The sequence below is a fragment of the Shewanella holmiensis genome (assembly GCF_025370255.1).
Taxonomy (GTDB): Bacteria; Pseudomonadota; Gammaproteobacteria; order Enterobacterales; family Shewanellaceae; genus Shewanella; species Shewanella holmiensis.
This window is the reverse complement of the sequence record NZ_JAMTCD010000007.1, coordinates 24863-47273: the sequence shown is the minus strand read 5'-3', so window position 1 is coordinate 47273 and position 22411 is coordinate 24863. Positions and strand designations below refer to the sequence as shown.

Annotated in this window: 16 protein-coding genes; 6 read left to right on the top strand and 10 right to left on the bottom strand. The window is 41.0% G+C overall.

Annotated elements, in window-relative coordinates:
- Positions 1-97 precede the first annotated feature (97 nt).
- From NE535_RS07280 to NE535_RS07270, 3 genes are all read right to left on the bottom strand, one after another.
- Complete coding sequence (locus NE535_RS07280; RefSeq protein ID WP_261297994.1) at positions 98-463, bottom strand: cytoplasmic protein; 366 nt, start codon at positions 461-463, stop codon at positions 98-100.
- A gap of 225 nt (positions 464-688) precedes the next feature.
- Positions 689-1837, bottom strand: a complete 1149-nt coding sequence (gene yiaY, locus NE535_RS07275; protein WP_261297993.1) for an L-threonine dehydrogenase — start codon at positions 1835-1837, stop codon at positions 689-691.
- A 227-nt stretch (positions 1838-2064) separates the two neighbouring features.
- Positions 2065-2688, bottom strand: a complete 624-nt coding sequence (locus NE535_RS07270) for a peptidylprolyl isomerase (protein WP_261297992.1) — start codon at positions 2686-2688, stop codon at positions 2065-2067.
- Positions 2689-2903: 215 nt separating this feature from the next.
- On the opposite strand from NE535_RS07270, the gene NE535_RS07265 reads away from it, so the two are divergent.
- Both NE535_RS07265 and NE535_RS07260 read left to right on the top strand, forming a co-directional pair.
- Complete coding sequence (locus tag NE535_RS07265; RefSeq protein ID WP_261297991.1) at positions 2904-4193, top strand: DEAD/DEAH box helicase; 1290 nt, start codon at positions 2904-2906, stop codon at positions 4191-4193.
- Positions 4190-5266 (top strand): CobW family GTP-binding protein, encoded by a 1077-nt coding sequence (locus tag NE535_RS07260; RefSeq protein ID WP_261297990.1) that lies wholly within the window; start codon positions 4190-4192, stop codon positions 5264-5266. The genes NE535_RS07265 and NE535_RS07260 overlap by 4 nt, the downstream gene beginning before the upstream one ends.
- Positions 5267-5320: 54 nt before the next feature.
- On the opposite strand, the gene NE535_RS07255 is transcribed toward NE535_RS07260, so the two are convergent.
- The 4 genes from NE535_RS07255 to nadK all read right to left on the bottom strand — a co-directional run bounded on the left by NE535_RS07255 (position 5321) and on the right by nadK (position 14694).
- Positions 5321-8599: a sensor domain-containing protein gene (locus tag NE535_RS07255; protein ID WP_261297989.1), complete on the bottom strand. Its 3279-nt coding sequence runs from the start codon at positions 8597-8599 to the stop codon at positions 5321-5323.
- 303 nt (positions 8600-8902) lie between these two features.
- Entirely contained in the window at positions 8903-11716 is a 2814-nt protein-coding gene (locus NE535_RS07250) for an FAD-binding and (Fe-S)-binding domain-containing protein (protein ID WP_261297988.1), read from the bottom strand.
- Between the two features lie 71 nt (positions 11717-11787).
- The gene (locus NE535_RS07245) at positions 11788-13443 is read right to left on the bottom strand and encodes an L-lactate permease (RefSeq protein WP_261297987.1); all 1656 of its coding nucleotides are present in this window, start codon (positions 13441-13443) and stop codon (positions 11788-11790) included.
- Between the two features lie 372 nt (positions 13444-13815).
- Entirely contained in the window at positions 13816-14694 is an 879-nt protein-coding gene (gene nadK / locus NE535_RS07240) for an NAD(+) kinase (RefSeq protein WP_261297986.1), read from the bottom strand.
- 158 nt (positions 14695-14852) lie between these two features.
- Here nadK and grpE point away from each other — a divergent pair, with 158 nt between their 5' ends.
- Positions 14853-15467 carry a nucleotide exchange factor GrpE gene (grpE, locus tag NE535_RS07235; protein ID WP_261297985.1) on the top strand — a complete coding sequence of 205 codons (615 nt, stop codon included), beginning with the start codon at positions 14853-14855 and terminating at the stop codon, positions 15465-15467.
- Positions 15468-15574: 107 nt separating this feature from the next.
- Here the strand turns inward: grpE and dxs are convergent, their stop codons facing one another.
- The 3 genes from dxs to xseB are packed head-to-tail and all read right to left on the bottom strand — an operon-like array spanning position 15575 to position 18602.
- The gene (gene dxs, locus NE535_RS07230) at positions 15575-17440 is read right to left on the bottom strand and encodes a 1-deoxy-D-xylulose-5-phosphate synthase (protein WP_261297984.1); all 1866 of its coding nucleotides are present in this window, start codon (positions 17438-17440) and stop codon (positions 15575-15577) included.
- An 18-nt stretch (positions 17441-17458) separates the two neighbouring features.
- Positions 17459-18340 (bottom strand): (2E,6E)-farnesyl diphosphate synthase, encoded by an 882-nt coding sequence (gene ispA, locus NE535_RS07225; protein WP_261297983.1) that lies wholly within the window; start codon positions 18338-18340, stop codon positions 17459-17461.
- 31 nt (positions 18341-18371) lie between these two features.
- Positions 18372-18602: an exodeoxyribonuclease VII small subunit gene (xseB, locus tag NE535_RS07220; RefSeq protein WP_261297982.1), complete on the bottom strand. Its 231-nt coding sequence runs from the start codon at positions 18600-18602 to the stop codon at positions 18372-18374.
- 237 nt (positions 18603-18839) lie between these two features.
- Between xseB and pomA the strand changes: the two genes are divergently transcribed.
- From pomA to thiI, 3 genes are all read left to right on the top strand, one after another.
- Positions 18840-19607, top strand: a complete 768-nt coding sequence (gene pomA / locus NE535_RS07215) for a flagellar motor protein PomA (RefSeq protein ID WP_261297981.1) — start codon at positions 18840-18842, stop codon at positions 19605-19607.
- Between the two features lie 3 nt (positions 19608-19610).
- The gene (locus NE535_RS07210) at positions 19611-20537 is read left to right on the top strand and encodes a flagellar motor protein MotB (RefSeq protein WP_261297980.1); all 927 of its coding nucleotides are present in this window, start codon (positions 19611-19613) and stop codon (positions 20535-20537) included.
- Between the two features lie 370 nt (positions 20538-20907).
- Positions 20908-22362 carry a tRNA uracil 4-sulfurtransferase ThiI gene (gene thiI, locus NE535_RS07205; protein ID WP_261297979.1) on the top strand — a complete coding sequence of 485 codons (1455 nt, stop codon included), beginning with the start codon at positions 20908-20910 and terminating at the stop codon, positions 22360-22362.
- The last annotated feature ends 49 nt before the right edge of the window (positions 22363-22411 follow it).

Here is a 22411-nt window from a genome sequence, read left to right as displayed (position 1 = left end):
TGTGCCTTGTTTTCAAAACAAATTACAAGTTTGCTAAAAAACTAGCTAAATCTGTTGAGTTCAGCTTATTGAGCCCATCTATCAACCCGAGTTGATGTTAACTAATTTTTTCGCAGCGTTGCTGATAATCCTGGATAAGATGAGTCATGATGTCATTCACCGACGCATCTTGACAACAATTATCCAAGTAAACCTTAAATGTCACTAAGCCATGACCATCGTGCTTCAAGCGGCTGCTTTGCATTGCAAAGTAAGCTTCTTCTTTATCGGCTTTACGAATTGTAATACCGTCGATTTCAAATAGTTTACTACCAGCATTGTTATGCCATTTGGTGATTCTGTCTAAGGCTATTTCGCAAGAATGGTTAACTTCGATGTGATTCTGCCAACTGGCTTGTTTGTCATTTTGTTGATAATGAGGGCAACGAACGGTGTAATTGTGAACATGAGTAATCGCTGTCATGGTGAGTACCTTTTTTTTTAAGTTGATTCATCATAGACCTTAAATTCATTAGGGGTCAATCGATATTATCAGAACTGAGAGGTAGGTTCGCTTTTACTAATGTATCTTCTAACCAGTTGTTGGTAAACAAAATTTAACCAATAAAAAGCCCGCGGGAGTGCGGGCTTCAGTGGCATCACTTAGCTGGCTTATATGTGCTGAGAGATGTTATATTTTTGCAAAACGTTATAATGCAGCTTGGTAAATTTGGCAAATTTCATCAAAGCTAGCTTGTTGTGGGTTGGTAAAACCACAAGCATCTTTAAGTGCATTTTCCGCAAGAGTGGGGATATCTTCAGCTTTTACTCCCAACTCTGTCAGTGTTGCAGGAATATCTACTGATTCAGATAAATTCTTAATTGCTTCTATAGCAAGTTTAGCTGCTAACTCTGCTGATAACCCATTGGTATTTTCGCCCATTGCTTTGGCTACATCGGCTAAGCGCTGAGGTACAATTTGGGCGTTATAGCTTTGCACGTGAGGGAGTAAAATTGCATTACACACACCATGTGGCAAGTCGTAGAAACCGCCTAGTTGATGAGCCATCGCATGTACATAACCTAAACTTGCATTATTAAATGCCATGCCTGCTAAAAACTGTGCATAGGCCATTTGTTCGCGAGCATCAATGTTTTGCCCATCCTTAACCGCATTTACTAAATTAGCTTTAATGAGTTCAATCGCTTTAATGGCACACGCATCGGTGATCGGATTTGCAGCAATTGACACATAAGCCTCAACAGCATGAGTCAGAGCATCCATACCTGTAGCTGCGGTTAGTGATGCCGGCTTATCAAGCATTAGCTCTGGATCATTGACGGATAAAATTGGTGTGGTGTTCTTATCAACAATGGCCATCTTAATGTGACGGGCTTCATCGGTGATAATACAAAAACGCGTCATTTCACTGGCAGTGCCGGCAGTGGTGTTGATCGCTACTAAAGGTAATTGCGGTTTTGTTGAAACATCGACACCTTCATAATCTTTAATTTGGCCTCCGTTTGTTGCCACTAATGCGATGCCTTTAGCGCAATCATGTGGAGAGCCGCCGCCCAATGAAATAATGAAATCACATTTATTGCTATTCAATAAGGCTAAACCCGCTTCAACATTGCCTGTTGTTGGATTTGGTTGAACACCATCAAAAATAGACACTTGGATACTTTCAGTTTGTAGCTTATCAGCAACTTTGGCGACTAAACCAATTTTGACTAAAGGTTTGTCTGTCACGATAAGCGCATGCTTAAATCCAAAGCTTTTAATGTCTTTAACGGCTTCCTCTACGCTGTTTTGACCTAAGATATTAACGCTAGGAATAAAAAATTTTGTCGCCATGGTTGTTACCTCTACGGATTATTTTATCTGTAGTTAACATACCAATGTCATTGACCTGCATTTGTGAGCAATATCAAAGAACAGCGCTATTAGTACTTATTAAGGAGTAGTTTTGTTACGGAATCGAAAGTTTTGTAAGAAATGAGATAGGAAGAGTAGTTGTGTACAAAAGAGAAGAGAGATCTTTTATACACAACTCATATCAGAAAAAAATAAACCCAGACCGATTAACCCGGGCAGTCTGCCTCAGTGATGCTGTTAATGACAATTTCCTCAACAGGGACATCGGTGAAAGTGACACCATTTTTTTGTACTGAAGCTGTCTTTACAGCATTCATAATGTCAACAACTTCCATACCCTCAACAACTTTACCAAATACCGCATATCCACCTTGACTAGGGTAATTTAAATTGTCGTTATCATGGATATTAATAAAGAACTGACTGGTTGCTGAATCTGATATTTGGGTACGTGCCATTGCGATAGTACCTCGGTCATTTTTAAGGCCTACGCTTGACTCATTTTTAATCGGCTCAAAGGTAGTTTTAGCATTTAGCCCTGTTGTAAAACCACCACCCTGATTAACAAAGTTATTCGCAATACGGTGGAATAGGGTGCCGTCATAAAATTTATTGTCGACATATCGGCTGAAATTCGCCGCAGTAATCGGCATATTGGTGTTATCAATACCTAAGGTAAATACTCCCATAGTGGTATCTACGGCATAACAAAGACTAACCGTTAACTCAGGTGCAGGTGCGGGAGGGATTGTAGGTGTTTCGGGCGATGAGTCAGAACCACCACAAGCAGTTAAACCGAAAACAGCAGCGGCAATTAAATAGTGTTTCATACATTCCTTTATGAAATTGTTATAAGTTTGCGAGTATATTTGCTGTTTTGGCGTATAGATTCAACAAAAAACACTTAATGGATACAAACTGTTACCTTGAACAGTCTGAAGCTCTGTTGCTTTTTAACGCATGGGTAGCTGATTTTTCCTGAGTTTCTGGTTAATTCGGTATACAATACGCGATTGCTAATTCTTTTTACTGTGTAGAGTCTGTTATGTCATTTTTATCGCTAGGATTAAAGCCTGAAATTCAACAAGCACTTGCTGAGATTGGCTATGTGACCCCCACGCCAGTTCAGATGGCCGTGATCCCACTGATCCAAGCGGGCAAAGATGTTTTGGCTAATGCCGAGACTGGTACAGGAAAAACAGCTGCGTTTGCATTGCCATTAATCGAAATGCTTTCGAATGTGGATGTAAATAATATAGAAAATAGTCAGTTATCCGTGCTGATCATGACGCCAACGCGCGAGCTTGCTATTCAAATTGAACAGAATATTGTTCAATATTGCCAACATTTGACGCTGAAAAGTGTGGCGGTTTATGGCGGGGCGAGTATTCGTCCACAGCTTGGAGCTATTAGCCAGGGCGTAAGTATTTTAGTGGCGACACCTGGTCGACTGTTTGATTTAGTCGGTCAACATGATTTACAACTGGATACCGTGAAGTATTTGGTTATCGATGAAGCAGATCGCATGCTTGATCTTGGGTTTGTTAAAGACATCGAAAAAGTGAAGCGTTTAATTAGCCGTAATCATCAAACCATGATGTTTTCAGCAACGTTTTCTGACGAGATTAAGCTGTTAGCAGACAAGATGTTAATTGAGCCTGAATATGTCAATGTTGCTATGGCGACGACAGCAACCACTGTGTCGCAGTTAGGTTATCAAGTCGATAAACGTCGTAAAGCAGAGTTGCTGTCTGAATTGATCGGTAAACATAATTGGCAACAAGTGATGGTATTTACCAGCCGTAAAGAAACCGCTGACCACCTTCAAAAAGAATTAAGTTTAGACGGTATTAAAAGTGCGGTGTTCCATGGTGATAAATCTCAAGGCGCACGTAATAAGGCGCTTGAAGAGTTTAAATCGGGAAAATTGCGGGTGTTAGTCGCAACCGATTTAGCCGCAAGAGGACTGGATATTCAAGCGTTACCGCGGGTGATTAACTTTGAGCTGCCTGAAGAGCCAGAAGATTATGTGCATCGAATTGGTCGCACTGGGCGAGCTGGATTATCAGGTGAAGCAATTTCACTGGTGAGCCCGCAGGAGCACGAATTTCTCGCTGCGATTGAAGAGGTTATTGAGCAAAAACTGCACTTAAGCGTGGTGGCTGGCTATGAGCAAGGTGCGCCGCTTCCTGCTCGCTATCGTGAGCAGGACATAGAGCCTGCTAAGGCCGTTAAAAAACACGGGCGACCTAATCGTAATAACCGTTCTGGCCAGTTTGATAAAGATTCTGGTAAACCGCAGCGTAAAGGTAAGTACAGTAAAGCGAAAAAATGATAATTAACCCTGTAAAAACCAACATAATCACAGGCTTTTTAGGTGTGGGTAAAACCAGTCTGATTAAGCAGCTATTGAATCAGAAACCTGAACATGAGGTTTGGGCTGTGTTGGTGAATGAGTTTGGTGAAATCGGCATTGATGCAGGGTTAATCAATGGTGCTAGCCAAACGGGTGTAGTGATAAAAGAGGTGGCTGGTGGCTGCCTTTGTTGTGCAGCCGGAGTGCCAATACAGGTTGCCATTAATCAAATAATTCAACGGGCTAAGCCAGACAGATTGTTAATCGAACCAACAGGACTCGGTCATCCTCAGGAAATGATTAACGTGTTGTCAGCCCCGCATTATGCTCAGGTGATAAATTTGCAAGCGAGTGTGTGTTTAATTGATGCCCGTAAGCTTGCAAATCCCCGTTATCGTGACCACGCTACTTATCGCCAACAATTGTTGATAGCCGATATCATTGTTGCCAGTAAAACCGAGCTTTATCAACATAATGAGTTAGAGGTGTTGGATGATTTTCTTCATCAACTAGCCATTAGTTCTAGGGTGTTGCAAGGCGGCGATTACTTCCAATCCAGTGCATTTATCCATGCAATATACGCAGGATTAAATACTCCCGCTCGAAATAAACCATCTAAGGTTAATCCCTTACAGCGCAGTTCACTTTTGAATAGCGCTACAGCAGGATCTAATGTGTGGTTTAATCAAGCTGATGATACACCAACACCTGCTTTGATGGAGGGTGAGGTGGTATGCAAACTCAATCAAGGTGAAGGTTGTTACAGTATAGGCTGGCTTATAAGCGCCAGTGTGACCTTTAATTTTGATTTATTGCTGCAATGGGGTGAGGCATTTAAACGCCCGGATATTATCCGATTAAAAGCGGTGATGATTACCCTAGATGGCATATTAGGGATCAACATGGTTGATTCAATATTGCATTTATCAGAGCTAGATGAGGCTGTGGATTCTCGTTTAGAAATTATCACAGAACAACCACTTAATAGTGCTGAGTTACAACAATCGTTACTGGCATGTATTGAAAATGACGATAACAATGTCTTATTTTAAATTTTACCGTTTTTAATTAAATTCATTCAATTTAGTGTGAATCAAGTCTTACGATTAATTCTTATTAGAATATTGCTGCCAGCTAACTTCAGGTTGCCAGCTTTCTATCCAGTGGGGGATCTCCTCTGCGGGCATAGGTTTTGCTATGGCATATCCTTGTGCGAAAACACAGCCTAATTCCAAAAGTGCGATGCCATGATCAATAGTTTCAACACCTTCAGCAATCACATCTCGTTTAAATGATTTAGCGAGTAAGACTACACTTTCTATAATCGCTAAATCCTCGGGATCAATTAACATATCGCGGACAAATGTTTGGTCTATTTTAATGACACTTGCGGGTAATCGTCTTAAATAGCTTAATGAGGAATAACCTGTGCCGAAATCATCTAGAGCAAAGTTTACCCCGAGTTTTATACAATTCTGCATGGTTTCGGATATTTTTAACAAATCACCTAATGCACTCGTTTCCAATACTTCTAATTCTAGATCTGTTGGTGGTACTTCTGGGAATTGTGATAAAAGTGCGCTTAATCGAGCAGGGAAGTCATTACTCTGTAACTGCAGCGCGCTGATATTGACACTGACAGGAATATTTAAGCCCATAGTTTTCCATACTTTGATTTGTTGTAATGCCGTTTTAATGACCCATTCGCCTATTTCGATTATCAGTTCATTATTTTCAATGAGGGGAAGAAATTCATTTGGTCCGATAATTCCCCTTTCCGAAGATTGCCAACGAATTAATGCTTCAACGCCGATAATGTTACCCGTCTGCATATTTACTTTAGGCTGATAAAAAAGTCTAAACTTAGATTGGTCTAGTGCATGGCGAATTTGTTTTAATTTTTCGTGTTTTAACACAATGGCAATATTTTGTTCGTTATCAAATAAATGAAAACGATTTTTACCATGCTGTTTTGCTATATACATTGCTTGATCAGCGTTACGAATTAGTTGGTCTGCATCCAGTCCATCTTTAGGATAAATTGATACTCCAATACTGGTAGAAACTTCTAATTTAATGCCGTTGATGACTACCGCCTCAGATGCTGCCTCTAAAAGTCTATTTAAGATGGGCTCACAATCTGACACTGTTGTGATGTTTTCCATGATCACGACAAATTCATCCCCACCAATACGTGCGAGAGTATCTTCATCACGTAATGCTTTTTTCATCCGAGTTGAAATCAAAATTAATAATTGATCGCCAACATCATGACCATGGGTATCGTTCACTATTTTGAATTTGTCTAAGTCAAGAAATGCAACGCCTATGAGGGTCTTTTGTCGCTGACAACGGCTCATAGATTGAGTTAATCTATCTGCCAGCAATGTTCTATTGGGTAAGTTGGTTAATGTGTCAAAATGGGCTATGCGTTCTAAGCGAGTTTGGTATTCTTTAATTGCAGAAATGTCATTAAACAGGCCTATGTAGTTTTTTACTTTACCCAAGCTGTCTATTACCGCACTTATTGTGAGCATCTCAGGGTAAATATCTCCATTTTTACGCTTATTCCATATTTCTCCGGTCCAGAAACCTTTTTCGTGAAGCGTTGTCCACATGTTTTTGTAAAATTTTGATGTATGACGTCCAGATTGAAGAATTCGAGGATGTTGATTAATCACTTCATCGAATGTGTATCCTGTCACGGTAGTGAATGCCTCATTGGCATCAATAATTGTACCAGAAGAGTCAGTGATGATGATTCCCTCTTTAGCATAAGTAAATACACTTGCTGCTAGCTTTACATCTTCATCAGCTTTCTTTTTCGCGGTGATATCCTGATGTGTGCCAGACATGCGAACCGGTTCACCATCAATAGTCCATTCAACCACACGGCCTCTATCAAGAATCCAGACCCAATGACCATCTTTATGGCGCATCCTAAATTCTGATTCATAGGTTTCAATTTCGTTTATAAAACAGAGGTGAACCAGTTCATTAGTCTTCAGAGTATCATCGGGATGTAATAGGTTTTTCCATGTATCAATTGTGATAGGTTTAAGTTCTTCAAGCGTAAAGCCCAGCATCTCACACCATCTTTCATTTAATACAAAATCACCAGTGTGAATATTCCATTCCCAAGTACCTAAGTTGGCGGCCCATAGTACTTCGGCATAACGCTGACTTTGTTCACGAAATTTTTTTTCTGCTTCATGTAAAGCAATTTGATTTAGTCTATTTTCAGTTACATCTTGGATTAAAGATGTCATACCAACCACATTACCTTCAGTGTCTAAATCTGGCGTATTGTGCCACTCACAAATAATGGTTCGACCATCTTTGGTCAGGTTTTTATTGATGCTTACTGATGTCTTATTACTTTTAAACTGTGATTGACAATTAGTTTTAATATTGACACGAATGTCTTCAGGAACTAATAAATCTAATAATGAATTACCTTTTACTTCCTCTAGTGAATAACCAAAAATTTTTTCTGCAGACTTATTCATATCAATACAATTTGAGTTTTTATCCCAGCAAATGTAGCCCAGAAGGGTATTTTGGATATGATGAGTCAGTTTTTGTTTACTTGCCTGCAGCTTGAACGCGATATTCTTTCGTTCAGTTATGTCCCTAAAGAGCCCCATGTAACCTTGAATTTTGTTATCAACATCTTTAATGATAACCCTGCTGGTTTCAGCTATTACTATGCTCCCATCTTTACGCTTGTAATTAGCTTCACAGGATTCAAGCGTCTCTTCTGCTTCGGGGTTAAAGTATCTGTGACCGTGTTGTTCATATTCTTCATTAGAGGCATAAATTATTAAGACGTTTTGGCCTACTAATTCTTGTTTACGGTAGCCCAATAATTTTTCTAAGCCTTGGTTTATCGAAATAATACAGCCTTGAGGGTCAACAAAAACACAGCCATCAGACACACAGTTAAAAATTGATGTAAATAATTTTTCATTGTTTAAAGATGAGATTTTTGCTTCATTCAATATGCGCAATGACTCTTCACGCTCTCGCAATTCCCTGGGGATCCAATGATTGATTAATAGCCATATTACTAGTAAACCTGCGGCAATATTGATGGTTTTAGGAAGGATAAGCAGATTGGGTTGCGACAGTAATTCATGAATGGAATTTGGGAGTAAGCCATACATAGAGTTGAAATACAGACCAAAATAAACACTTTCAATGATTGTTCTAATTGCATCAATAGTAAGGATCATCAGTAAAACGGTAATTGTTCCACCTAAAACACCTTTTATTGCCTTTAACTGTTTTATTTTTTGCAGGTAAATACCCACTATGACTAACCATAAAATGGTAAGAACCCAGTATGACATTGAAGTAATAAATTGAGAGGTTTCTATTTTCATATGATTAATTTACTTATTTTTAGCTCATCCTGAGATCACGCTAGTTAATATCCGCTATTTCTGTCGAGTCAGTCAAGTTCATGATTAATTATAGGTTTAATATGCAAATATGACAGAAGTGCAGCGATAAAAACATTAAACTATAGGCCGTAGGTTTCATGAAGAAAATGCCCCTGAGATTATGCAGAATAAAATGATTTATTAGACTAGGGCAGCATGGTACGCAGTATTGAGGTATTGTTATTTCGGGGGTAAAAAGAAGGGCCAGTCAAATGACTGGCCCTTTGTTTAAGTTATTAACGTTTAACGAGAACTTTCTTCAACTAAATATGCTAAATGGCGATAAGAAATACCGCTGTGTTGGGTTAAGCCAACTTCACACATTCGATTAGCGTAATAACCTTCTTTCGCTTCTACAGGTAGTAACTTTTTAATGTTACGCAAAGCACTGGCGTTTATTTCAGGTTTATAAAGCCCTTTCTCTCCAGCGTAACCGCAACATTCAATACCTGCTGGGCGAATAATGTTTTGCGCACAAGCTTCTGCAATAGCCATCATTTTAGGTTCAACTTTCATGTGTCTGGCACTACAACCTATGTGCAACGCCACATTAGATTTCTTGTTGATAGTCAATTTAGGTAAAATATCATCATGGATGAATTCAACTAAATCGACAATTTTGACATTTCCGCCAACATTATTATCTTGTAATGTTCGCTTGGTGCAAGACAATCCATCGATAATGACAGGTAAGGTACCACCTTGAGTGAGTTTGCTGACTTCATCAATAAGCTCTTGGCGTTTGGCATCCGCGTTTTTAAAATCACCCTTTGACTCCCACATTTGACCACAACATAAATGGCGCGTGTTGTCTGGGGTAATGACGTTATATCCAGCACGTTCTAATAAGGTCATTGTCACTTCTGATAATGTGCGATTATCAGGATCTTTTGGCGTTGGGCCAAACGTTCTGCCACCACAAGCAGGGAAATACACCACAGTTGGTTGACCTGTTTTATGTGCCGGAGCCTTGGCTACATTGCCACCTTTAGCAAAATCAGGGTTCCAATAAGGCACTTCTTTGGTGATCATACGACCCACATTCATTACTGAGTTAGTAATAGTCGCACCAGTAAGTTTATGGATAGTGCCAAGAATATTGAAACCAGTACTGATAGCGCTATTTACCAGGCCAAAATGGTTGGCTTGGAAGTCTAATACTTTTTGTTCTGTGGTGGTGATATAGGGAGTACGTAATTTACGTACAAGTTTACCCATGCTGTTGTCTACTGGGCAGGCAATAGTACATAGCTGGCAGGCTGCACAGGTATCGATGACATCGTATTTTGAGCTAGCACGCATTTCAGCAGCCGCTTGTTTTTCACCAACTTGTTCTAAGCGTTCAATTTCTCGTAATGTGGCGATACGTTGACGAGGTGAAAAATTAAGTGCCGATGTTGGGCAGGTTTTTTCACAAAAACCACATTCGATACATTTGTCGACAAAGTCATCTACTACAGGGCATGGCTTGATGTTTTTAACGTGAATTTCGGCATCATCATTTAAAATAACCCCTGGGTTTAACAACCCTTGAGGATCAAAAATATGCTTAATTTGCTTCATCAAAGTATAAGCATCAGCACCCCATTCCATTTCAACAAATGGTGCGACCGCTCGTCCAGTACCATGTTCCGCTTTCATTGAGCCATCGTACTTATTGATAACCATTTCTGCTACATCCTGCATAAACGCATGGAAGCAATCAATATCGGCTTGGGTAGAGAAAGTCGGGGTGATAATAAAGTGAAAGTTACCCGCAAGCGCATGGCCATAAATGACCCCTTCAGGGTAGCCATGTTTATGGAACAATGTGGTTAAATCCGCAGCGGCAGCAGCAAGGTGTTGTAATTCAAATGCCACATCTTCAATAATTACTGACGTGCCTTTAGGGCGTGCGCCACCAATAATTGGGAATAAACCAGAACGCATCGCCCAGTATTTACTAAATACTGCAGGATCAGCACTGAAGGTGATAGGACGTTCAGTTTCAATATGGGCAATTTTATCTTTAACTGTTTCAGTGTATTCAACTAAGGTTTCGTGGTCATTAGCACGACACTCAATCAATAAAATCGCCGCGCCTTCAGGTAGTGATGCTAGCCAATCTGGCATACCAGGTTTACCCGTTACCGCTTTGATTGACGCCCAGTCTAGTAGCTCTACCGCAGCAACTGCATCAATATTTAATGGGGGAACAGCACGTGCTGCATCTTCCATATTGAAAAATACTGCCATGGCTGAAGCTTTAAACTTAGCTTCTTCAACCGTGTGGTAGGTGACTTCATTAACGAAGGCTAACGTTCCTTCAGAACCCACAATAAGGTGGTTAATGATGTCGAATGGGTCACTATAATCAATTAACGCATTGATGCTGTAACCCGTAGTGTTTTTGATTGAAAACTTCTTCTTAATCCGCGCCGCAAGGGTTGGATTATTTTGGGTCATTTCGGCTAAGTCCATTAACGACTTAACTAATTCGCCATGGGATGCGTTAAATGCTGCTTTTGACTGCTCACAGCCGGTATCTAGTTCAGTACCATCAGCAAAAATTAGCTTTACTGAGTCGATAGTTTGATAAGAATTTTGTGCAGTACCACAACACATGCCAGAGGCATTGTTTGCCACAATACCCCCAATTTTTGCGGCATTTAATGTTGCAGGATCTGGACCGATTTTTTTATTCAATGGCTTTAATGCCGCATTGGCATCAGCACCAATCACCGCCACACCGAGTGTTATTTGCTCACCATTTTCGCTGATTTCAATCTTTCTGAAACCATCATGACCAAGAATAAGTAAAATGCCTTCACCAATAGCTTGGCCAGACAAACTGGTACCAGCCGCACGGTAAGTTACCGGCGCTTGGTATTTGTTGGCAATTTCAAGGGTCGCTTTTACTTGGTCGATATCATCAGCATGAACAACGATTTCGGGGACAATTCTGAAGTAACTTGCATCGGTTGACCAAGCGAAACGACGAACTGGATCGTTGCTAACAGCATCTTTGCCTAGCTTAGCTAATAACTCATCCATGACGATTTGATAATTAATAGTCATATTTTGCTCTCATTTTTGCAATTTAGTAAATCAGCAAGTAGCTATGATAGCTACTTGCAATGAGTTAAATATTAGAAACCACCCCAGACAAATGCGATTGTTCCGGCAGTGAAGGCGTAAAGAAGGGCAACGGGCATTGTTTTACGAATAATCTCTGATTCTCTACCTGCCATGCCGACGACGGTTGCGGCTGCAACAACGTTCATGACACACATCATGTTACCGGCATTAGCACCAATGCCTTGTAGGGCTAATGCCATAGCGTGGTTCATACCAATGTTATCTGCTACTGAATATTGTAAACCTGAGAACATCATGTTTGAAAATGTCGCAGAGCCTGACAAGAAGGCACCAAAAATACCGACAACGGGTGATACCCAAGCCCAAACCGAGCCCATGGTGTTGGCTAATAAATCAGCTAAAGCAACAGGCATTGAAGCTAAGCCAGAGCCATTAGCACCAGAGTTTAAAAAGATTTTTACCATAGGTACTGATGCACCTAATGAAATAATCGTTGGTAACATTGAGGTACACGAAACGGTAATCGATTGTTTAATCGCTTTTGGTTTCATTTTGAATAAGAAGAAGCCAAGAATACACACAAGTACAAAGAAAATACCTGGGGCATAGAAAGTGGCAAAACTTGCTTTTAATTCAGTGCCCATTAGGCCTGTCCAACTTATGTTGAAGCTGTTTAACCAATCTTTAAATGGTGCTACTACACGAGACAGCACTAATAGTGCTGCCATAATGATATAGGGAGACCAAGCCGCAATTTGTGAAAACTTAGCTGGCTCAGCGGCAACAGCTTTGTCTTCTGTGTCATCTTTTGCATCATTTTCAGCAAAGTCATTCCAAGGTGTAGCCGGTAATAACCAACCTTTTTTGGCCACAGGGATAACAATTGCCATACCGACTAATGCACCAATAACAGATGGGAATTCAGGGCCGGCGATATAGTTAATTAACCATGCTGGTAAGGTGAATGCGAAACCTGCAAACAATGCAAATTTCCAAATTTGTAAGCCTTCTTTAAATGAGCGGTTACGCCCAAAGAAACCGGTTAATACAGACACGATAACTAATGGTACTAGCGAGCCAGTAATCAAATCGATGGTGATCATGTGCATAGCGATGAATTGAGCATAATCAACAAAGCTACCGCCATGTTGAGCAATTTGCGCTGACGCCATAGACACGCCATTTTCCATTAGGCCCTGCTCCATACCAAATAGAACCGGTAAGCCAATTGCACCAAATGATACTGAAGTCGAGTCAGCAATCAAGGCAACAACGGCTGCGGCAATAGGCGGTACGCCAAGTAAAACAAGCAGAGGTGCACCAATTGCCGCTGGGGTGCCAAAACCAGCAGAACCTTCTATGAATGAACCAAATAACCAACAGATGATGATAACTTGAACACGGGCATCGCCACTGATGTTAGTGAAGCCTGCGCGGATAGTATCCATCGCGCCAGAATATTTAAGGGTATTTAGTAAGAATACAGCACCTAAAATAATTGACAGTGGCGTGATTGCCGACAGTAAACCTTCAACCACAGAAGCGGCTAAAATAGTGGAGTCCATTTGCCAAATAAACAGGGCGGCTAGACCGGTTGCAACCATCGATATCGGCATTGCTTTTGATGCCGGGAGTTTGAGTAAAACAAGAAAAACCATAACGCTTATAATAGGCGTTAAGCTCGCGAGTAGCTGTAACGTAGTCATGAATACCTCTTTGCTTGTATAGTACTAATTAAGGTCTGAATTTTATTTGAGTTATTGATTTATGCTTCAATCTTGCGCGAAGTGAGTGTAATAGACTGTATTTTGTGACTTGAGTACTTGATCAAGATCATCTTAAAACAAGACTGTCACCTGTCTCACCGTTATTGCGACAAGGATCGGTTTTCACTATTCTCATGTGTGATTTAAATCACGGTATTAAAGGTGGTGAACTGTGAGGCAACTTTACTGAATATTAGCGAATATGAATGTGAAGTAACTCACGAGGTGAGCAATCAAGGTGATAAATACTGGTTATTATCACCTTGATTAGCTGTGCTGATAGGGGGGAGAATAAGCGCTGCTGCATTTTGTTTAAAACAGTTTACTTCCCCAGCCTAATTTATTACGTAGTACGTGAAAATAATTGTGTCCTTTAGGATGAATAAGCCGTAACTGTTCACTTGAGCGACGAATGATAATTTCATCCCCAGGTAAAACGGCTAAATGAACATGACCATCACAACTGACTTCAAGATTCTCACCGTTATCGGGTGAGACCACTAATTTGATAGTGCTACAAGCATCGACCACGATAGGCCTGCACGATAAGGTGTGTGGAAACATAGGAACGAGTATCAGCGCCTGTAGGTTCGGGGTTAATATGGCCCCGCCTGCTGATAATGAGTAAGCGGTAGAACCCGTTGGCGTGGAAATAATCATCCCGTCAGCACGTTGGCTATACATAAACTGCTCGTCAATGTAGACCTCAAACTGGATCATATGAGCAATTTTACCTGGGTGCAAAACCGCTTCGTTTACCGCGGTATTACTGGAGGTGATTTTGCCATAGCGATGTACTTCAGCTTCTAACAAAAATCGGTGTTCTGTTTCAAACTCACCATCTAACACATTAGCCAAAGCATCTTCAAAGTTATCAGGAGGTAAATCAGTTAAAAAACCCAAATTACCTCGGTTAACACCTATCACGGCTACATCAAAGCGTGCCAAGACTCTTGCAGCGCCCAGCATATTACCGTCACCGCCGACGACGATGGCCAAATCACAATGCTCGCCCATGTCTAATAAGTCCATTGAGGCAACATCATTACCTAGTTCTGCCGATACGCGAGATTCGACGATGACTTTATAGCCTTGCACTGATAGCCAATGATGCAAACGTTTTAAGGTTAAGTTTGTACCTTGGTGATGCGGTTTGCCGATAAGGCCGATAGTATTAAACTTTTTGGTCATATTGATATTTGTTGGCCTTAAAAGGCTTGAAACGCCAAAATTGATCCCCATAATATACCCAAACGAATTAAAAGTGTCAGTGTGGCGGTAATTATTCTGCATCTGGCATGTTTCAATTATGATTACCAAAAAAATCGCATTTTTTAGCTGGAGTGAAAATGAGCAACGAGTCAAACTACGATCCACAAGATATCGAGACTAAAAATCAAGTGGAAGAAGGTACAGTCATTGAAGCTGATGAAGCGAGCTTAATGGATGAGTTAACCCAAGCAAACTTTCGCATTGAAGAATTAGAGCAATTATTAGCCGCTTCAGAAGCGGCATTAGCTGAACGTAAAGATGTTGAAATACGTGCAGCAGCTGAAACGCAAAATATTCGAACTCGTGCGGCCAAAGACGTTGAACAGGCACGTAAATTTGCCTTAGAAAAGTTCGCCAACGAGTTGCTACCTGTACTTGATAATATGGAGCGCGCTTTACAAGGGACTTCTGCTGAAAATGAAGCGACTAAAGCGTTATACGAAGGTGTTGAGTTAACCATGAAAGGTTTCTTAAGCTCAGTCGAAAAATTTGGCGTTGTGCAAGTTAGCCCGTTAGGTGAAACCTTTAACCCTGAGCATCATCAGGCAATTGGCATGCAACCCAGTGCTGAATACCCTGAAAACACTGTGATGTTAGTGATGCAAAAAGGCTACATTTTAAATGATCGTCTTTTACGCCCCGCAATGGTGATGGTATCGCAAGGCGGAGCCAGTATCGATACTCAAGCATAATTCATTTATTGTTAGTCGAATAATGTTAATGGATTAATGTAAAAAAGGGCTGATAATTCAGCCCTTTTTTTGTAGTTAATGATTATTCAATACAATCAGCACAAGCGTTAATTGATATAGTCTCTGATCTGTTGCTCAATGCCTGCGGCATCAAGCTTTAACTCACTGATAATCTCATCCGGTGCGCCGTGTTTGATAAACTCATCAGGCAAACCAATTTGCAGCACAGGTTTAATGATTTTAAGCTTCTGTAATACTTCCATTACGCCACAGCCCGCACCACCCATAATGGCGTTTTCTTCAACCGTGACTATGATGTCATGGCTGTGTGCCAATTCAGTTAGCAACTCAATATCGAGTGGTTTAGCAAATCGCATATCTGCTACCGTCGCATCAAGAGCTTCAGCGGCTGATAAAGCTGCTGCTAACGTTGTACCAAAATTAACAACCGCGATATTTTTACCTTGACGTTTAATAACCCCTTTGCCAATAGGTAAGGCTGTCATTTGCTCGACCTGTTCAGCGCCCGTCGCGCTACCTCTAGGATAGCGAACTGCCGTTGGACCGTCTTGATAACAATATCCGGTATATAGCATTTGACGGCATTCATTTTCATCAGACGGCGTCATGATCACCATGTTGGGAATGCAGCGCATAAAGCTTAAATCGAATGCCCCTTGATGAGTTGGGCCGTCGGCGCCGACAATACCACCACGATCGATAGCAAATAATACAGGTAAACGTTGTAATGCCACATCATGAATGAGTTGATCGTAACCACGCTGTAAGAAAGTGGAATAAATTGCTACAACAGGTTTTAGGCCTTGGGAAGCCATACCTGCAGCCAGTGTCACAGCATGTTGCTCTGCAATGGCTGCATCAAAATATTGTTTAGGGAAACGCTGAGAAAACTCAACCATACCAGAGCCTTCACGCATAGCAGGGGTAATGCCCATTACACTTTTATCTTGCTCTGCTATATCACATAGCCACTTTCCAAAAACCTGTGAAAAAGTAGGTAAGCCAGGCTTAGTTGCCGGTTTTTTAAATTGGCTTGGGTCAAATTTAGGCACCGCATGCCAGCCGATAGGGTCTTTTTCTGCAGGTTCATAACCACGACCTTTTTTGGTCATAATGTGCAGAATTTGTGGTCCTTTAAGGTTGCGCATATTACGCATGGTTTCGACTAGGGCATCAACATCGTGACCATCAATAGGGCCTATATAGTTAAAGCCAAGCTCCTCAAAAAGCGTACCAGGAACGACCATGCCTTTTAAATGTTCTTCAGTGCGCTTGGCCATTTCTTTAATAACAGGCATGCCTTTTAGCACTTTTTTACTGCTTTCACGAATGGTGGTGTAAAAGCGCCCTGACATTAATTGGGCTAAATGATTATTAAGTGCGCCAACGTTTTCAGAAATTGACATCTCGTTGTCATTTAAGACAACTAGCATGTCATTGTGCAAGTCACCAGCATGGTTTAGCGCTTCAAACACCATACCGCCGGTCATTGCACCGTCACCAATGACAGCAACCACTTTACGGCCGAGGTCTTCTTTTTCTGCAGCAATCGCCATACCCAGAGCTGCACTCACTGACGTCCCAGAGTGGCCTACGCTGAATGTGTCGTATGGGCTTTCTTCACGCCACGGAAAAGGATGCAAACCATTTTTTTGACGAATAGTGTGCATATGCTCGCGGCGGTCAGTTAAAATTTTATGCGGATAAGCCTGATGGCCAACGTCCCACACCAATTGGTCAAACGGTGTGTTATAGACATAATGAAGTGCTACGGTTAATTCAACCGTACCTAAACCAGAAGCAAAATGGCCGCTCGACATGCCTACTGATTGCAGTAGAAATTGGCGTAACTCATCTGATACCTGTGGCAATAAGCCTTGCGGTAGTTTTCTAAGTTCTTCTGGTGTATTGGCTTGGGCCAACACAGGATATTTAGAATTATCGAAACTCATAGTGAGATATCTGTCTTATTATATTCTTCGCACGATAATATATCGGGCAAAGTCTGCAATTAACTGGCTATTGTATGGCAATTTAGTCAGTTCTGATAGGGCATCATCAACAAGCTGCTGTGATGTCTGTTTAGCCCCCTCCAAACCCAATAGTTGGGGGAAGGTACTTTTATTCGATTGTTCATCACTACCTTGTGGCTTACCGAGTTCCTCGGTGCTGGCAATGATGTCTAAAATGTCATCTTGCACTTGAAAAGCAAGACCAACATGATGAGCGTAGCCCATTAAAGCGGCATAATCACTTTCGCTGGCATCAGCCGCGATTAACGCCATTTCAACGGCACAACTTATTAATGCGCCGGTTTTTTTGTTGTGTAATTCAGTCAGTCTTGCTAATTCGATACGCTGATTGGTGGCACTAAGATCAATCGCCTGGCCACCGCACATGCCTTGATATCCAGAGGCTTTGGCTAATGACTTTACAATCGCTAATTGTTGCTTAGGAGATAAACCGTCAATTGGAGTACTGATTATATCGAAAGCCAAGGTTTGTAAAGCATCGCCAGCAAGTATTGCGCTGGCTTCGTCAAAAGCAATATGCACAGTAGGCTGACCACGACGAAGGCAATCATCGTCCATGGCAGGCAAATCATCATGAATTAACGAGTAGGCATGAACACACTCAATTGCTGCGGCAAGGTTATCTAAGGTAGTTATCGGTACATTGAGCAGATTGCCCACACTGTAGACCAGAAATGGCCTGATACGTTTACCACCTAATAATGCACCATGAGTCATGGCTGCTTTTAAAGTGGGAGCGGCATCATCAAGATTATGTAAGTGTTGGCTTAGTACTTGATCAACTCGTTGTTGATAAGTCTTTATTGCATCTGTTAACACAGGATTACCTCAAAATACGGCTAAAACAATGTTATTGTTCAATGTCTAATGGTGATAATGTGTCTTTTTCATCAAGAAGAATGGACACTTTTTGTTGCGCTTGTTCAAGTTTAGCCTGACTTTGACGTACAAGCTTAATACCACGTTCAAATTGCTTTAATGCATCATCAAGGGAAACTTCGCCTTGTTCTAAATTTGCTACAATGGTTTCAAGCTCATTTAATGATTGTTCAAAACTAAGATTTTCAGGTTTTTTCGCCACGTTTACAATTCCTCTTGTTCAGCGTGTGACAAGGTATATCAGCCAAGCTTTAGGGTCAAATACAGACGCTGGATATTTGCTCAATAGCACGCTTTGTTACTGAAATTTGTTTAGAAAGTTGAAAATCGAGCTAAACTAGAAATGATTTTGACCGATAACATAATAAGATTATGCTTACCTTAGAGATAATTAGGCATTAGCACATCAAGCAGAATTGACTGCATTTGAGGAGAAGTTGTGGATTTAGCAACCTTGATAGGTATTATTGGCGCTTTTGCTTTTATTATCGGCGCTATGGTCACCAGTGGTGGCATTGGCTTATTTATCGACGTACCGTCAATTCTGATTGTTGTGGCAGGTTCTTTGTTTGTTGTGATGATGAAGTTCAATCTCAAGCAATTTCTTGGTGCAGTTAAGATTGGTTTGAAAGCGTTTATGTTTAAAATCGACAAACCTGAAGACTTAATTGAACAGTCAGTTAATATGGCCGATGCTGCGCGTAAAGGCGGTTTTTTAGCCTTGGAAGAAGCGCAAATTAGCAACACCTTTATGCAAAAAGCCGTTGATATGTTAGTTGATGGTCATGATGGCGATGTTGTACGTAATGCCCTAGAAAAAGACATAGCATTAACCGAAGAACGCCATAAATCCGGTATTGGTATTTTTAAGGCAATGGGTGATGTTGCACCTGCGATGGGGATGATTGGTACCTTAGTCGGCTTGGTTGCGATGTTATCTAACATGGATGACCCAAAATCAATTGGTCCTTCTATGGCGGTAGCCTTGTTAACCACACTATATGGCGCGGTAATCGCTAACATGATAGCTATTCCAATGGCCGATAAATTGTCGCTGCGCATGAATGAAGAGTTATTGAACCGTAATTTAATCATGGATGCCGTGTTAGCGATTCAAGATGGCCAAAACCCGCGAGTCATTGAAGGCTTTTTGAAAAATTACCTTGCTGAAAAACAGCGTAAGGTCGATACAACGGACGGAGAGTAATCCATGGCCAAGGCCAAATGTGATTGTCCACCCGCAGGCGCACCTATGTGGTTAGCAACCTTTGCTGATCTTATGTCGCTATTGATGTGCTTCTTCGTGTTACTGCTGGCATTCTCTGAAATGGACGTAATGAAGTTTAAGCAAATTGCGGGTTCAATGAAGTATGCATTTGGTGTACAGAATAAAGTTGAAGTAAAAGATATTCCTAAAGGAACATCGGTTATTGCGCTTGAGTTTCGCCCAGGACGTCCAGATCCCACCCCTATTGAGATTATTAACCAGCAAACCAATGAAATGACCCAGCAAACAATTGAGTATCAAGCTGGTGAAGAAGACAGTGCTGGTGGTGTTCAAAAACAAAATGGCGCTCAGCGTGGTGGTAATGCCAGTGCTACAGCGCAAAAAGAAGCTGAAGCCGTTAAGAAAGATGCCGCATCAGCGCAAGACAATATCAATGAAGAACTTAAAAAAATGGCTGAACAATTGAATGAGCAAATTGTTGACGGAGCCATTGAGTTAGAGTCTTTAGGTCAGCAAATTATCATTCGTATTCGAGAGAAAGGCTCGTTTGCATCAGGCTCAGGTTTTTTACAACCCAAATTTAGACCTATAGTCCGCTCAATCGGTGAGTTATTGAAAGATGTACCAGGTGTTATTACGGTTTCAGGCCACACTGATGGTGCTCACATAAGTAACGAGCTTTACAGTTCTAATTGGGATCTATCAAGCCAACGTGCCGTTGCAGTAGCCCATGAGTTAATGAAAGTGCCAGGTTTTGACGAAAGCCGCATGAAAGTGATGGGCGAAGCATCCAATAATCCGCTGGTCCCAAATGACAGCAATAGTAATCGAGCTCGAAATCGTCGCGTTGAAATTGCTATTGAGCAGGGTAAACCCAAAGAGTCTGATGAGATTAAAGTGATCCAATAATATGATTTAGTTAGGGAAGTTTTATTTGTTACCGCGCAGTCATTTGGCTGCGCTTTTTATTTGGTTCACTTTTTTCATTTCAGTGTTTGACCGTTTAATTAAGATACACTTTTATCGCCTTGCATGATCTGTGTATAACCTGCGAATGCCGCGTGAATGTTATTACAATGAGCGATAATTTTGCTATAATCCGCCGCAATTGTTTGCTTACTTTTCCCCCGTGGAATCATTTTATCGATTATCAACGACTCGATTCTCAGATTTTATTCGGCGAAAATAAGTCTTTATTCTATTAATTCAAACCATTAAATGTCACATAGGCTAAACTAATGTTAGTTTTTAGTCGGTCATTTATGTTGCCGGAACCGCTATGAAGTTTATCGTAAAGCTATACCCAGAAATCATGATGAAGAGTAAATCGGTAAGATTACGTTTTACAAAAATGCTCGAAACCAATATTCGTAACGTACTTAAAAAAGTCGATGAAGAGGCTAAAGTACAACGTTTATTTGACCGAATCGTCGTGAAGGTGCCTGAAGATAAACCTGAATTACAAGGAAAATTTGCCGAGCGTTTAGCCTGTATTCCAGGTATTGCCCATGTGGTTCAGGTAAGTGAATACCCATTTGACACCGTTGACAGTATCTATCAGCTAGCGTTACCGCGTTATCGCGATGAGATTGCTGGAAAAACCTTTTGTGTTCGAGTTAAACGTACAGGTAATCATGATTTTAACTCAATTGATGTCGAACGTTACGTCGGTGGAGGGTTAAATCAACACACAGATGCGTTGGGCGTAAAACTGAAAAATCCTGATGTGACCGTAAATCTTGAAATTGATCGCGATAAACTTTATATGGTTGAGCGTCGCATTGAAGGTTTAGGCGGATTTCCAATGGCGACCCAAGAAGATGTGTTGTCACTTATTTCAGGTGGGTTTGACTCTGGCGTATCCAGTTATCAATTTATTAAAAAAGGTGCCCGTACGCACTACTGCTTCTTTAATTTAGGCGGCGCCCAGCATGAGATTGGTGTAAAGCAAGTGGCTTACCACTTATGGCAAACGTATAGTGAATCTCACAAAGTGCGTTTTATTACTGTGCCATTTGAACCCGTTGTTGAACAGATTTTAGAGCGGATTGATAATGGTCAAATGGGCGTAATTCTCAAGCGCGTGATGATGCGTGTTGCAGCCCAAATTGCTGAAAAATATGGTATTCAAGGCATTGTTACTGGTGAAAGTTTAGGTCAGGTCTCTAGCCAGACGTTAACAAATTTAAATGTAATCGATCGCTGTACTGATATGTTAATTATGCGCCCGTTAATTGCTATGGATAAGCAAGATATCATTAACCAAAGCCGATTAATTGGTACCGAAGACTTTGCCAAAACCATGCCTGAATATTGTGGCGTGATTTCACAAAAACCAACAGTTAAAGCGGTATTATCTAAAATTGAAGCGGAGGAGAAAAAGTTTGATGAAGATCTTATTGAACGCATTGTCGCCTCTGCAAAGGTAATGGATATTAGGGATATTGAGACTGAAATGAATCAACAAATCACTGAAACCGAAACCGTTACCGATATTGCCGTGGGTGAAGTTGTAATTGATGTGCGCGCTCCTGAAGAAGAAGAGCGTAAGCCATTGGATATCGAAGGCGTCGAGGTTAAAACGATTCCATTCTTTAAATTAGCCACCCAGTTTGCAGATTTAGATAAAAGTAAAACCTATTTACTTTATTGCGATCGCGGTGTGATGAGCAAACTTCAAGCTTTATATTTGATTGAGCAAGGTCATCATAATGTCAAGGTCTATCGCCCGTAAGTGCTGATAAGTTTATTGAGGGCAGTGATGTAAGTACTGCCCCTCATTA